This is a genomic window from Acinetobacter sp. Ac8, assembly GCF_055392545.1.
Genome location: NZ_AP043689.1, coordinates 3,703,836 through 3,716,178, shown reverse-complemented (window position 1 = coordinate 3,716,178; position 12,343 = coordinate 3,703,836). Strand labels below are relative to the sequence as shown.

Annotated in this window: 16 protein-coding genes and 1 pseudogene; 14 read left to right on the top strand and 3 right to left on the bottom strand. The window is 35.1% G+C overall.

All coding sequences use genetic code 11. The features are described from left to right. Positions 1-23: 23 nt before the first annotated feature. Complete coding sequence (locus tag ACZ5QH_RS17640) at positions 24-635, top strand: hypothetical protein (protein ID WP_303576421.1); 612 nt, start codon at positions 24-26, stop codon at positions 633-635. A 103-nt stretch (positions 636-738) separates the two neighbouring features. Here ACZ5QH_RS17640 and ACZ5QH_RS17635 read toward each other — a convergent pair. Further along, positions 739-1,117 (bottom strand): annotated as a pseudogene (locus ACZ5QH_RS17635) (tyrosine-type recombinase/integrase); the annotation flags it as partial. On the opposite strand from ACZ5QH_RS17635, the gene ACZ5QH_RS17630 reads away from it, so the two are divergent. The 8 genes from ACZ5QH_RS17630 to ACZ5QH_RS17595 all read left to right on the top strand — a co-directional run bounded on the left by ACZ5QH_RS17630 (position 1,101) and on the right by ACZ5QH_RS17595 (position 5,266). Continuing rightward, positions 1,101-1,355, top strand: a complete 255-nt coding sequence (locus ACZ5QH_RS17630) for an SMI1/KNR4 family protein (RefSeq protein ID WP_303576420.1) — start codon at positions 1,101-1,103, stop codon at positions 1,353-1,355. The pseudogene ACZ5QH_RS17635 and the gene ACZ5QH_RS17630 overlap by 17 nt on opposite strands. A gap of 122 nt (positions 1,356-1,477) precedes the next feature. Further along, positions 1,478-1,711 carry a hypothetical protein gene (locus ACZ5QH_RS17625; protein ID WP_303576419.1) on the top strand — a complete coding sequence of 78 codons (234 nt, stop codon included), beginning with the start codon at positions 1,478-1,480 and terminating at the stop codon, positions 1,709-1,711. 210 nt (positions 1,712-1,921) lie between these two features. Continuing rightward, positions 1,922-2,572 carry a hypothetical protein gene (locus tag ACZ5QH_RS17620; protein WP_303576418.1) on the top strand — a complete coding sequence of 217 codons (651 nt, stop codon included), beginning with the start codon at positions 1,922-1,924 and terminating at the stop codon, positions 2,570-2,572. Positions 2,573-2,750: 178 nt separating this feature from the next. Next, positions 2,751-2,996: a hypothetical protein gene (locus ACZ5QH_RS17615; RefSeq protein ID WP_303576417.1), complete on the top strand. Its 246-nt coding sequence runs from the start codon at positions 2,751-2,753 to the stop codon at positions 2,994-2,996. Positions 2,997-3,016: 20 nt separating this feature from the next. Continuing rightward, complete coding sequence (locus tag ACZ5QH_RS17610) at positions 3,017-3,319, top strand: hypothetical protein (protein WP_303576416.1); 303 nt, start codon at positions 3,017-3,019, stop codon at positions 3,317-3,319. Positions 3,320-3,456: 137 nt separating this feature from the next. Beyond that, entirely contained in the window at positions 3,457-3,912 is a 456-nt protein-coding gene (locus ACZ5QH_RS17605; RefSeq protein ID WP_303576415.1) for a hypothetical protein, read from the top strand. A 305-nt stretch (positions 3,913-4,217) separates the two neighbouring features. Continuing rightward, positions 4,218-4,766: a hypothetical protein gene (locus ACZ5QH_RS17600; protein ID WP_303576414.1), complete on the top strand. Its 549-nt coding sequence runs from the start codon at positions 4,218-4,220 to the stop codon at positions 4,764-4,766. A gap of 101 nt (positions 4,767-4,867) precedes the next feature. Next, positions 4,868-5,266 (top strand): hypothetical protein, encoded by a 399-nt coding sequence (locus tag ACZ5QH_RS17595; protein WP_151802871.1) that lies wholly within the window; start codon positions 4,868-4,870, stop codon positions 5,264-5,266. A gap of 164 nt (positions 5,267-5,430) precedes the next feature. On the opposite strand, the gene ACZ5QH_RS17590 is transcribed toward ACZ5QH_RS17595, so the two are convergent. Continuing rightward, the gene (locus tag ACZ5QH_RS17590) at positions 5,431-5,838 is read right to left on the bottom strand and encodes a hypothetical protein (protein WP_303576413.1); all 408 of its coding nucleotides are present in this window, start codon (positions 5,836-5,838) and stop codon (positions 5,431-5,433) included. Further along, on the bottom strand, positions 5,831-7,171 hold the full coding sequence (locus ACZ5QH_RS17585; protein ID WP_303576412.1) for an MFS transporter: 1,341 nt from the start codon (positions 7,169-7,171) through the stop codon (positions 5,831-5,833). The genes ACZ5QH_RS17590 and ACZ5QH_RS17585 overlap by 8 nt, the downstream gene beginning before the upstream one ends. A gap of 100 nt (positions 7,172-7,271) precedes the next feature. Here ACZ5QH_RS17585 and ACZ5QH_RS17580 point away from each other — a divergent pair, with 100 nt between their 5' ends. The 5 genes from ACZ5QH_RS17580 (at position 7,272) to ACZ5QH_RS17560 (ending at position 12,263) form a co-directional block, all read left to right on the top strand. Then, the gene (locus ACZ5QH_RS17580) at positions 7,272-8,165 is read left to right on the top strand and encodes a LysR family transcriptional regulator (protein WP_224964117.1); all 894 of its coding nucleotides are present in this window, start codon (positions 7,272-7,274) and stop codon (positions 8,163-8,165) included. Between the two features lie 202 nt (positions 8,166-8,367). Continuing rightward, positions 8,368-9,048, top strand: coding sequence for a paraquat-inducible protein A (locus ACZ5QH_RS17575; protein WP_303576411.1), 681 nt, complete (start codon positions 8,368-8,370; stop codon positions 9,046-9,048). Beyond that, positions 9,045-9,851 (top strand): paraquat-inducible protein A, encoded by an 807-nt coding sequence (locus ACZ5QH_RS17570; protein ID WP_303576410.1) that lies wholly within the window; start codon positions 9,045-9,047, stop codon positions 9,849-9,851. Before ACZ5QH_RS17575 ends, ACZ5QH_RS17570 begins: the two co-directional genes overlap by 4 nt. An 11-nt stretch (positions 9,852-9,862) precedes the next feature. Then, the gene (locus ACZ5QH_RS17565; protein WP_167468956.1) at positions 9,863-11,530 is read left to right on the top strand and encodes a PqiB family protein; all 1,668 of its coding nucleotides are present in this window, start codon (positions 9,863-9,865) and stop codon (positions 11,528-11,530) included. Continuing rightward, entirely contained in the window at positions 11,520-12,263 is a 744-nt protein-coding gene (locus tag ACZ5QH_RS17560; RefSeq protein WP_303576409.1) for a PqiC family protein, read from the top strand. Before ACZ5QH_RS17565 ends, ACZ5QH_RS17560 begins: the two co-directional genes overlap by 11 nt. Positions 12,264-12,343: the final 80 nt, after the last annotated feature.

Below are 12,343 nucleotides of genomic sequence, written 5' to 3'. Positions count from 1 at the left end.
CTTATTAATTTGGAGTATGAATTATGGAGCAATATGCGATTGATCTATTATCTGAGGATTTAAATAGTGGTTTATTACCAGAGGATCTAGATTATGAAGATATTCCCGAAGAGCATCTAAATAAAATTAGATTATTGTTGGAGTCTCATGATAAATATACTGTATTTCAAGCAGCTAAGTTGTTGACTTTTTGGGGGGATGATGTTGGTTTTGATAAATTAGAAAAATTATTTTATGACAAAGAGTTAAAGGGATTTATAGAGCATAGATTATATGGTTACGATGATACATTACAGCATGTTCTTCGTGCATTAGTAAGTTTTTGGACTCAAAAAATTGAAAAAGGGCAGGGTGTAGAAGCTAGAGAAAAAATATTTCCGCTTGTAGTCAAAATAATAGAAGATTCAAACGATCAACCTTTTGAAATATATTCAATATTAGGAGTAATAGATGAATACGGTTTTAATGAGTATTTGCCATTTATAAAGAAACATTTAGAAAAAATAATAGATTACCCCGAAATACATGGTTGGAAAATACATGATGTTATTGAATTACTATTAAAGATTGATCCTGAATTTGTAAACGAACTTTTGTTGAAAAAAAGGAAAACATTGCAAGAGTTTAACTTTTAGAGCGTGTAAATTATTTTGTGTAAGTTGATTTTTAAGTTTTCTGATTATTAATAAATGGATTGATACTTCTACCTTAAATGTAGAAGCATCAAATTCATGCCATTTATACTTCACAAAACTCAGCCCAATCAGCAATCAAAGCCTTACGTTTCTCAAGATAAGCACCACGTAAGTAAGCTGCTTCAACCTCATCAGGTAGTTTATGGGCGAGTAAATGTTCACAGATTTCACGAGGTAATCTGTTTTATCGGCTGACGAATCGCGGAATGTTGAACGGAAAGCATGTGTTGTAATCACACGATTTTGTTTTGGGTTAATATTAAGCCATTTTCTTTAAGCTTTTGTTCATGCATTCTCATAATCAAAGCAGTTAAAGACATATTAGAAACTATGTCACTACCACGAGGTGCAGGGAAAATATAGACTTGGGTTTGAGTACCAGCCTGAATTGATTCAAGTAATGAAATGGCTGGTACTGATAATATTTATAAATTTCAAGATAATGATGGTTTAGGGTATGACAAAGTAATTGTATTTGGTAATACTGCTAGAGGTGATTATGTAGCCTTTGATTATCGCAAAGACCCCACAACTGATGAGCCACTGGTGGTAATTATGTATCATGATGATTGTGTAGAAGATGAAAATGGTGATAGTAAGATGCGTGTTATAAAAGTAGCACATACTTTTGATGAATTTTTAAATTTACAGCATGATTAGTAGGTGTTGGTAAAATAAAAGAGCTGTTATTAATGTAGCGGTTTTTCATTTAATTTAATATGGAAATAAAAATAATTTTAATTTTGGAGTGTTATTTTACTTATCGAGATAGCTGGTTGGAAATGAAAAAAATTGGAAACAATCAAATTTTTTTAGAATTTGATGAAGAGTTTAAAAAATCGAAATTAATACCATTGAGATTGTGTATTGGTGGAGAATACTTGGGTACTTTAGATTCACCAACTTATGTTACTAGTTTTATTAATTCTTTGAGAAAATTATTGACTGATAGTTATTATTACAGTGAGTTTGTTAATGATAAAAACTATAAATGTTTTTTTACTCTGAAGGGGTAATTTCTGATTATTACAGGATTGTATTAGAGGAAACATTTGATGATTTTTGTAAGAGGGCTGCAAGGAATAATGATACAATTTATTTCACATGGTTTTTGTATGAAGATCATTTTTTGAATATAAAGATAATATTGAAAATAAGTTGGTTTTTTCTAAATGCAAAAGTTCAGATTTACTTAATTTAATAAATAGTTTTCTTGAGGAAATAAATTGATTAGTAAAGAAAAACTTGTTGAAGTATTAATGAATAATTATCCAGAAGTTGTTGGGGTATGTAGTGAGAGAGTGGATCACTTAATTAACGAAAATAATATTCCTTTGAGACCAGAGCATAGAAGCTTTTTTGTTTTATATGGTAATACTACTTCATTAATAACTAGTATGTTTGCTGATTGTACGTTTGATAGATTTGAACAATATTATTTAGCTCAACCTCCATTTGAAGAAATTCATGATGAAGAAAAGGTTCCGTCTGGAACAATTTATTTTGGCCATGATTTTAATGATGAATTTTTATGTATTGAAAATAATACAGGAGAAATTTATGTTTATGGCTTCCAAGAAAAAGAAGCACCAGCATATTATGAGAATATTGATAGTTTTCTAATTTATTGCTTTTTTTGGCTTAATGATAAGGATCACTTTTTTGAAATTGTTAAAAAAGATATTGTTGTTGAAAATATTGAACAATTTAAATTAGATAATGAAGCTTTTAAAATAAAAAAAATTAAATGTAAGGGTATTAATTATTACTACTATTGTGGTGTATTAATTGAATTTAATGCAGAAACAGGAAGTTATAATTTATATAAAGGTGGAATATTAAATTGTTTGACTGATCTTGTATTTGGGAATGGTTAATAAATATGAGGTAATGAATTTATTATGAAATGCCTTGATAATACAGGGGTGATCAAGATGGAATTTAGTTATTATTAAGTAAAAATAACTTAAAAATAGGACCTGAATATTTAAAATTTATGATGAGATTTGAAAATCTTGGAGATTGAATTGGAAAATATATTGGAAGATAAGTAATATGGGGTATTCTGCTTGGGTTGTTGAAGAGCAAAAAAATAATCAATATGATTTTTATTTAGAGATTTTAAATCTTAATAAAATTGTTACTGAGAATGGTATGGTATTAGATTTAGCAGATTTTATTTCTAATGCTGAAATTGTAAATATTCAGAGTGAAATTGACATATATATACATGGTGAAATATATATTGATGAAAATGGTGAAAAAAGTCTTGAAACTTTGGAAATTTTTTTACTAATCTAAGTGTTGATAGTGATTTTTATATGGATGCTGATAAAAATTTTGTTAAGTTAATTAAAAGTGTAGAAGAAAATTTTTATAAACGTCAGTTTTATATTCATGATATTAATTGGTGTATTGATAAAGCATTTAGAATAATTTTGAGCTATATGAGGTCGAAAAAAAATCAAAATCCATTGTTCTTTTCAGAATCAATAGTCGGTTTTTTAACACTAAGTGACTTAGAACGCTTATATGAATATTATGGTGGAAGTTATATTGAAATTAAATCAGATATTTGGTGCGGTGTGGCTTGGGAGAAAATGTTGAAAATGAGAAGGTCTTAGATTTTTATTTAATCAATATAATTTTTTAATTGAGTGTGTGGTGCTCACTGAATCATTATGATGATATTAGACCAGATATGAGCAGACCAATATCATAAACTAATAAATCATACGGAATTACGTGGAGGAAATTGAAAATGAGTAGTCCAAAATTATATGCCTTTTTTTGTGCTGAAGAATGTAAAAAAAATGAAGAGCTAATTTTAAGGATTGATAATAATCTTAAAAAAATTTATGAAGTTTATTCGTATTGTTCAATTAATATATATGATAAATATAAGTATATAAACTCAATACTTCCTGAGAATAAATTATTTTTTGGTGCAAGTCCTGATGGTTTTTTGGATTGTTTAACTGAATTTTTGGATCAAAATATAAATTTATTATGTATTGAAATAATAGATAAAGGTAATGAAATTTCAGAAAATGAAATTTATGTATTCCTGCACGGTCTTTTAGCTAATATATTAAATCATGATTATGATTCAAAGTTAAGGATTTTTGTTTCAAAAGAAATATTAAATATATATTTAAGAGAATCGAATCGATTACTTGATTTAGATACACATCTAGATGACTTTGTGATTTATTAGAGTTATCTTTTAATGTTTTGTGATCGGATGATCAAAATATTGGGTGATTTATTGAATTTTTTAAACACAGATTTAATTTATTCATCAGACTTATGGAAATGCGACTAAAGGTGAAAACTGGAAAGTTTTGAAACTAAAAGAGTCTTTGTCCAACTTGTAATTTACCAAGTAATCAAAACATATATAATCAAGCTAGCCATAAACCAAATAAAGTTATTGGAATTAATCCGAATGCAAAATAGTAAGCACCTTTTGATTTTTTAAAATTAAGCTGTACAGAAATTATTTTAGGTGTAAACGAAAAGGTGTTGAATGATTTTTTACATCAGCATCGTTTAGCTTTACAGCCTGATCATCATGAATTTATTCTTGAGTATGGCAATAGTGATGAATTACTCTTAGGGTATTTTCTAAATTGTACTTACGCTAAATTTGAAAATGTATATAGCCGTTTTAATGAAGCTTTAGCAGGTGATTTACCTGACGGGACAGTTTATTTTGGAGCTGATTGGTCTAGTGAAACATTATGTATAGAAAGTTTAACAGGTAGTATTTTTATTTATAATGATATGGAAAAGGACTTGTTGGAATATGAAAGTATAAATGCTTTTTTATTTTATTGTTTCTTAAATGCATTATGGGCAAGGAAAAAATTTGAAGAAGTTCATCAAAATATTAAAATTGAAGATGTCGAGAAATTTTTTTTAGAAAATGAGCAATATTATCTTCAAGGCTTGGATAGATCGCATTATAAATATTATTTAAATGGTAATATGATTGTTGAGTTAGATTGTATTGGTGGTATTGCTACATTAAGTAGAGGTGGTATTTTAGATTCTTTGATCAAAAAATAAAGTAATGGTAACAAAGGGAAGATAACAGGTGTATCTTCTGTTATCCCTGACACACCATAAGCTATGGATATCATTAAAACAGAACTTATATCAGAGATTTTATGATGCAGTATATGATTGAGTGGTTAAGAAACAATCGAAATGATATCTTACAAAAATATCCAGAAGCAGACCCTGAATTGTCTTTCTTTATGGACTATTTTGTTACATGTACTGGAGGGTATACTTTTATTGATATCCTTAAAAATGCTATTCGAAGTGAAGGTTATAGCCTCCAAGAGACATCAACTTATTTACTCATGAATAGTGTTGTGGATGAAGGACATGTGGTTGATTCAGCAGAATTTTATTTTTATGATGAACTTGATGGTAAAGTGCCATTTGAAGTTTTTGCCTCGGTTTTGGAATTAATAGCATTAGCATATGCTGAATATAATCCAGAGGATAATGAACAGATTATTGATCTTATACCACGCCTCAAACGAGTTTATGGTATTTAATTAGAAGCCTATCCGTGCTTTTAAAAAGAAATGACTTTTATTTTTTAAAGTTAATTCATAATCATAATTACAAAGATAAAGCTAATTTTGATTCTATTGCTATTAATTGAAAGAACAATGAATAGCAATTTAGACTTTTTGTATAAATAAACTCTTCACACAATTTAACTCGATGAGGCTAAATTGACCAATGTTTCATGTAGATAAACCCAATAACATTGACCTGATTCAACTTTGATACAAGCCGTCGATATGCGTAATGTATCAGGTTCATGGCTTTGTTGATGTTCTTGATATTGAATCCAGCAGTGGTTGTCTGCTTCAAATAAAGCACGTGTATTCAAGATTTTAATTTTTAACGCAGGTTTATTACCTACATTTTGGCTAAACAAGGCATTTATTTCGGGTAAACCAATGACATTGCCTTGCGTCGTAATCATTTTAAAATTTGGATCAAAACTGGCTAGAAGTTGATTTAGGCTTTCTTTTGCATTTTGACCAGTAAATACATTTTCAATCAAAATATGTAAATCGGTGACATGTTGTAATGCATTGTCCATAGGATTAGACATGGGTTTTCTCCTTAAAAATGGAAATTAATGATAAAAGGCACAGTACAGCTGCAAGCAAAAAAGTATGCTGATAACGTATTAAGTCATTTGCAGCAGGTAACAGACTAAAGATTGAAATAAGGGCAACTGTACCTAAACTAAAAGCGACTTGTCGATTAATGTTCCACAGCACACTGCCTTGTAATAAGTCTTGGCCGTTAAAATCGATGAGGGCACTGATTTGGGCTGTATTGGCACTTAGACCACCACCCATTCCCATCAGTAGATAAGCAACAATTAAGGTACTTAAATCATTGGCATTTGAAACCCAGAACAACAGTGAAATTCCTAAACTATGTAGCGTAATACCGATTATAAAGAGCCGCTTTTTACCAAGATGACGATAGAGAAGCCCACCACTGGTCATTGATACCAATGCACCCACTGCATAGAGCAGCATAAATAAGCCAGTCTGTTTTGCATTAAACCCAAGGTTACGTTGTAAATTAAAGATATTCAGTAAATTCACACCAGTAAAAATACCGGGTACTGCGTAATAAACGATAAATGCATTGCGTAAATTATAATTTTTTAACAATTGCAAATTAAGGATTGGATGAGCAGATCCTTTCGCGTATTTGAGATAAATCAGAAGCATTGTGACGGAAAGTAGAAAGCTACTGATCGCGAGTACAACACTATGGTAATCATTAAATAATGAGAAAGAGAGTAACAAACACAACAGGCTGACATTGACCATAAACAGGCCTAAAAAGTCAGGTTTCCCAGACGTTTTAGCTTGAGTTTCTTTGATCCATCGCCATGCTAAAAAAGCAGTGATCATGGTAAAGGGGATATTGGCAAAAAACACCCAACGCCAAGATAAAGCATCAATAATTATGCCGCCAATCGTTGGTGAAAAGGCGGGTGCAATTAATGCGATTGCCATGATCATTGTGGAGATACGTTGCCGTTCATGATTTGGAAACAGTGCAAATACCAATGCTTGACCGACAGGGATTAATAATCCGCCAGCCACACCCTGAACAAATCTCCAAAAAATTAAACTATGGATTGATTCACTCATGCCAATCAACCAAACGCTGACGGAAAAGAGCAGCATTGAATAACACAGCAATTTCCGATCACCCAATACGCTTGCTAACCATAAGCTCATGGGCATGATTAAAACCAAACCTAAAATATAAGCATTGCTTACCCATGCAACCATCGATGGGCTAACTGAGAAAGCTGTTGCTATATCGGGTAAGGCAATTGCAGACATGAAAATATTGATGCAATCAATAAAGAACCCAAGTAAAAACACTGTTGCTATTTTATAGCGATATGACATAGCGACCTCCAAGATGCAGGAGGGTACGATTCAGGCCTTTTATTGTCGATGCATGCGAAGTAAAATCATTGTTTAATAATTTCAAACAATCAGTGTGATTATGCAAAAAAACCTAAAACAGATTATCAGTTTTCTGCAAGTGGTTGATTCAGGATCATTTACCAAGGCAGCAGAGATTTTGGGTTTAAGTCGATCGATGGTGAGTATTGATATCAAGCATTTAGAACAGCATTTAAATGTGAGTTTGCTGATTCGTAATACGCGTAATATTGCACTGACTGAAATAGGCAAAAGCTTTTATGAGGATTTCAAACACATTCAATTGCAAATCGAAGAAGCTTTTGAGCGCAGTCAAAACTTAGCCACAAGTGTCACAGGGATATTGCGTTTTTCATCGACCAATGAATTTGGACGGAAATTCATTTTACCTTTGCTGGGTGAGTTTTGCCGCCAATATCCTCAATTACAACTACAATATTCATTTAATTCTTCCTTAGATGATTTAGTCACTGAAAAATTAGATTTGGTCATTCGGTTGGGAAACTTAAAAGACTCATCGATGCGGACACGAAAAATTGCTGAATATCCGATTTATTTGGTTGCCAGCCCTGAATTTTTAAAACGTTATCCAATCAATAGCATTGCTGATTTAGCACATGTTCCTTGGATTGGTCATCGCTTATTGAATTGGCAGGATGCGCAATATGTTTTACAAAATGATCAAGGTGAAAAACATACATTGCCTTTTGTTAGAAGTCAGTATGAATCTAATTCGGCAGAAGCGATACATCAGATGACACTTGCTTCATTGGGTGTTGCGATATCGCCAGCTTGGTTGGTCGATGAAGATATTCAGCAAAATCGTTTAACTCGGGTGTTAGCTGATTTTGATTTACCTGTACAAAATGTCCAATTGCTCTATCCGAATACAGGAACCTTGCCAGCAAAAACCCGTGTCTTTATCGATTTTTTGGTGCAACGACTGTGTCTTTAATCATGTCAAAATAGGCGTTTGCTATTGCAAATAGATAAAATGCATGGTCAATTGTTAGACTAGATTTCGCCAGATCAATTGTTTATATAAAACCAACAGGATATCATCAAAAAATATCACAACTCATCTGTATACATCTCAGTAAAATATAGCAAGATGAGCTTCGGTCTAAAAAGAATTTATAAAATGGTGTTGATGTTCTATGCGTGAGCCGTCCTCCTTTCCGCCAGTTTATGTGCCCTTGAATCAGCAAGCATTGATTCAAAAAGGTGATATTGCACCGCAAACGCTGGTTGCCTGTGAGGAATGTGACACGCTCTATCATCGAATTCAGCTGACCCAAGGTGAGCGTGCTTATTGTCTCTGTTGTGGTGCTGAGCTTTATCGGCAAAGCAAACCATTTAGTGTCTTACTGGCAATGGTAACAACAGCGCTGATCGTATTTGTGATTGCCAATAGTTTCCCGATTGTTAAGGTGGAATTGCAGGGGAATGATTCCCAGACAACATTACTGGGTGCTGCATGGGCAATGTTTCATGCAGGGCAAGGGCCCGTAGGTGTGTTGATTCTTATTACGACTTTCGTAGTGCCTTTATTAGATTTATTGCTGCTGTTCTATGTCCTTTCATCTGTTCATTTTTTTAAAGTTCAGCCACGTTATTTAGTTGCAGCATTTCGTACCCTGTTTTTATTTAGAACATGGGGAATGGTTGAAGTATTTTTGATTGGGGTATTGGTCACCTTGGTTAAACTGGTCGGGATGGTTGTGGTGATTCCGGGTGTTGCATTATGGGGATTCTCCATACTGAGTGTGTTGCTGGTTTATATTGCCTCAGTAAAAGTCAAAGATCTTTGGGATGAGATTGACAGGAGACTCTCATGAAAACTGAACAGTCTCAGGCTAATTTTTCAAAATACTCAGCGAATACAGACAATAAAAATTCATTGCAATACCCAAGAGCCAAAGATTTGTCTTTGGTGTTTTGTCATTGCTGTGGAACACTCAATAAACAGGTTCCAGAGGTTGAAGAAAAACATGCTTCACATTGCTTGAAATGTCATAGTGTACTGCATCAACGTAAACCAAAGAGCTTAGACAGAACCCTTGCTTTGGTGATTGCGGCGAGTATTTTATATATTCCAGCCAATGTACTTCCGATGACCGTCACAGATTCTTTGTTAGGCAGTCAGCAAGATACGATCATGAGTGGTGTGATCTATTTTTGGCAGAATGGGGATTATTTGGTATCTGTTGTTATTTTTATGGCCAGTATCTTTATTCCCATGTTAAAACTTTTAATTCTGTGTTTTCTGTTGATTGCAGTAAAAATGCAGTCTTCTAAACGTTTGCATTTTTCTCCTGAGCATTGCTCAATGCTTTATCGGATTGTCGAGTTTATCGGTCGATGGTCGATGATTGATGTTTTTGTGGTGGCTTTATTGACCGCCCTGATTCAGATTCAATCACTGGCAACTATTCTCGCTGGGCCGGGCGCGGTTGCTTTTGGTGCAGTGGTGGTTTTAACCATGTTTGCTTCACTGAGTTTTGACCCGCGTATTATTTGGGATAATTATTCTGCTGCCCAGAATACGCACAACAAGAATGGGCTTTCCCTGCAAGGCTCAGATGTGATTCACGTGGATCATCCTCCCTTGAATCATGATTTATCCAATTCCAGTCAATAAAACAATGATGGGTGTGTATGTCTGAAAATAAAACCAATAACGAAAGCTCAGATCATCAGGATCCTCATGCTGTAGATGAAACGCAGCAGATTTTGCCTGAACCTGAGAAAAATAAAGGACGCTGGCGACCATCGTTGATCTGGCTGATTCCGTTTATTGCTTTGCTGATAGGACTGTCGTTGGCAGTCAAAGCGGTATTAGATACTGGTCCGACCATTAATGTTGCTTTTAGAACGGCTGAAGGGCTGGTTGCAGGTAAGACGACTGTTCGTTTTAAACAAGTGGATATCGGTCTTGTTCGCCAAATTGATCTTGCCGATGATCATTCACATGTCATTGCCAAAATTGAACTGCGTAAGGATGCCAGTAATTTTGCTGCAAAAGACTCACGCTTCTGGGTGGTTCGCCCCCGCATTGGTGCCAGTGGCGTCTCCGGAATTGATACCTTATTGTCGGGTGCTTATATTGAGGTTGATGGCGGGAAGGCAGAACAAAAACAGGATGAGTTCACTGGTTTAGAAGTTCCTCCAGTCATCTCATCAGATGTACCAGGTAAAATCTTTTTCCTCAAAGCCAATAACTTAGGTTCACTGGATATCGGTTCTCCTATTTATTATCGTCAGATCAATGTGGGTCAAATCACGGCTTATCAGTTGGCCAAAGATGGTAAGAGTGTTGAGTTACAGACCTTTATTCAAGCACCTTATGATAAGTTTGTGACCACAGATGCGCGTTTCTGGCAGGCCAGTGGTGTCGATGTCAGCTTAAGTGCATCAGGATTTAAGCTAGATACCCAGTCTCTGGTGAGTATTATCGCTGGCGGGATTGCTTTCGGTTATCCTGAGAATTCACATGCTGCTGTTGCTTCGGATCAAAGTCGTTTTAATTTATGGGATTCTCGTACTGAAGCTTTGAAAGAGCCAGATGGCAATCCACACCGTATCATCATGTATTTTGATCAGTCTTTACGTGGCTTGTCGGCAGGTGCACCGATTGACTTTATGGGGATTGAAATTGGTAATATTCAGTCGATTAATGCGGAGTTTGATGCAAATTATACTCAGATTCGGATGCGGGCTGAGGGGGTCATTTATCCATCTCGTTTAGCCAATGGCAAAGAACTTGATCCTGATGGTGTTATTTTTAAACGCTTTATCGAAAGAGGCTGGCGTGCTCAGATGCGCACCGGAAATCTACTGACAGGGCAGAACTATATCGCCTTTGATCTATTCCCTAAAGCAAAACCAGCAAACTTAATCATCAGATCAAATGGTGTGATTGAGGTTCCAACCACACCAACCGAGTTGAAGGGATTACAAGCACAAGTATCGCAAATTGCGGATAAACTGAATAAATTCCCATTGGTGGAAATTGGGCAGGATGTACGTAAAACCCTCAATAATATGAATTCAGCGATTAGCTCTACAGATAAATTGGTGAAACAGTTGGATGGCAAAGTTGCGCCAGGACTACAGGCGACTTTGGATGATGTACGTAAAACCATGCGCTCTACTGAAACCATTCTATCCAGTGATGCGCCAATGCAACAGGATGTCCGTCGTGCTTTACAGCAAATGACACGTGCTGCAGCATCTTTACAGTTAATGGCTGACTATATTGAACAACACCCAGAATCACTCATTCGTGGGAAAACGCCTGAGGTTAAGAATGCTAAATAAAAAAAATAGCTCACATTTTCTGTCCTATTTGCCGCAGTCTAGTCGAGCAGGTTGTGCTCTATTATTGGCCGTTGTGGGTTTAACGGGCTGTTCCAGTTCGCCTACACCAAACTACTATAGCTTGACGCCAACGGTTAAACCGTTGGTGAGTTCAAATGTACGGGTGATTGAAGTCCTGCCAGTGGGATTACCCGACCGTTTAAACAGGGCGCCTTTGGTCTTACAGGACAGCAGTGGTAAATCTAATGTATTGGATAACGAACGTTGGACGTCCACGTTGGGGGCAGAGTTACGTGATGGTTTGTCTGCGGGTTTGCAACAGAAATTAGCTGCTGTCGATCGTTACAGCAGTGGTATGACAGGTGGTAAAGTCTCTTACCGTATTGCAACCGACTTTTCTCGGTTTGATATTATTGAACACTCCGACACACGTTCGTTAATGGGTTCGATGAATCGGGATATTGAGGTGGCAGTTGCTTGGATTATTAAACGTGATGATCCAGCCAGACCCTTAAATCAGCCAACAGGTGTACAAAATGCAGTTTTGCCGAACCGACAACTCAGTTGTCGAATGGCATTTACCGATGCAGTTGGTGCAGATGGCAATAAAATTGTTGATATTGTCAGTGTTTCACGGCAGTCATTGAGTAAGGTGGTTGAAGCGATTGCCGCTTCTGTTGTTGCGACTGAAGCCAATAAAGCTGTGGTGATGGAAGGGGTGACTTGTTCCTAAGCAAGCGCTATAAAAAAACACCAGTTTTAAATAAATCTGGGGTGCTGTTAAATTTGATTCAGTGTTAACAATCTAAAAAA

Excerpts from the sequence above, each read along its gene's own strand:
- ACZ5QH_RS17615 (WP_303576417.1), top strand. The coding sequence starts at position 2,751 with ATGGGGTATTCTGCTTGGGTTGTTGAAGAGCAAAAAAATAATCAATAT.
- ACZ5QH_RS17585 (WP_303576412.1), bottom strand. The coding sequence starts at position 7,171 with ATGTCATATCGCTATAAAATAGCAACAGTGTTTTTACTTGGGTTCTTT.
- ACZ5QH_RS17575 (WP_303576411.1), top strand. The coding sequence starts at position 8,368 with ATGCGTGAGCCGTCCTCCTTTCCGCCAGTTTATGTGCCCTTGAATCAG.
- ACZ5QH_RS17570 (WP_303576410.1), top strand. The coding sequence starts at position 9,045 with ATGAAAACTGAACAGTCTCAGGCTAATTTTTCAAAATACTCAGCGAAT.
- ACZ5QH_RS17595 (WP_151802871.1), top strand. The coding sequence starts at position 4,868 with ATGATGCAGTATATGATTGAGTGGTTAAGAAACAATCGAAATGATATC.
- ACZ5QH_RS17590 (WP_303576413.1), bottom strand. The coding sequence starts at position 5,838 with ATGTCTAATCCTATGGACAATGCATTACAACATGTCACCGATTTACAT.
- ACZ5QH_RS17610 (WP_303576416.1), top strand. The coding sequence starts at position 3,017 with ATGGATGCTGATAAAAATTTTGTTAAGTTAATTAAAAGTGTAGAAGAA.
- ACZ5QH_RS17625 (WP_303576419.1), top strand. The coding sequence starts at position 1,478 with ATGAAAAAAATTGGAAACAATCAAATTTTTTTAGAATTTGATGAAGAG.
- ACZ5QH_RS17580 (WP_224964117.1), top strand. The coding sequence starts at position 7,272 with ATGCAAAAAAACCTAAAACAGATTATCAGTTTTCTGCAAGTGGTTGAT.
- ACZ5QH_RS17605 (WP_303576415.1), top strand. The coding sequence starts at position 3,457 with ATGAGTAGTCCAAAATTATATGCCTTTTTTTGTGCTGAAGAATGTAAA.
- ACZ5QH_RS17630 (WP_303576420.1), top strand. The coding sequence starts at position 1,101 with ATGGCTGGTACTGATAATATTTATAAATTTCAAGATAATGATGGTTTA.
- ACZ5QH_RS17560 (WP_303576409.1), top strand. The coding sequence starts at position 11,520 with ATGCTAAATAAAAAAAATAGCTCACATTTTCTGTCCTATTTGCCGCAG.
- ACZ5QH_RS17640 (WP_303576421.1), top strand. The coding sequence starts at position 24 with ATGGAGCAATATGCGATTGATCTATTATCTGAGGATTTAAATAGTGGT.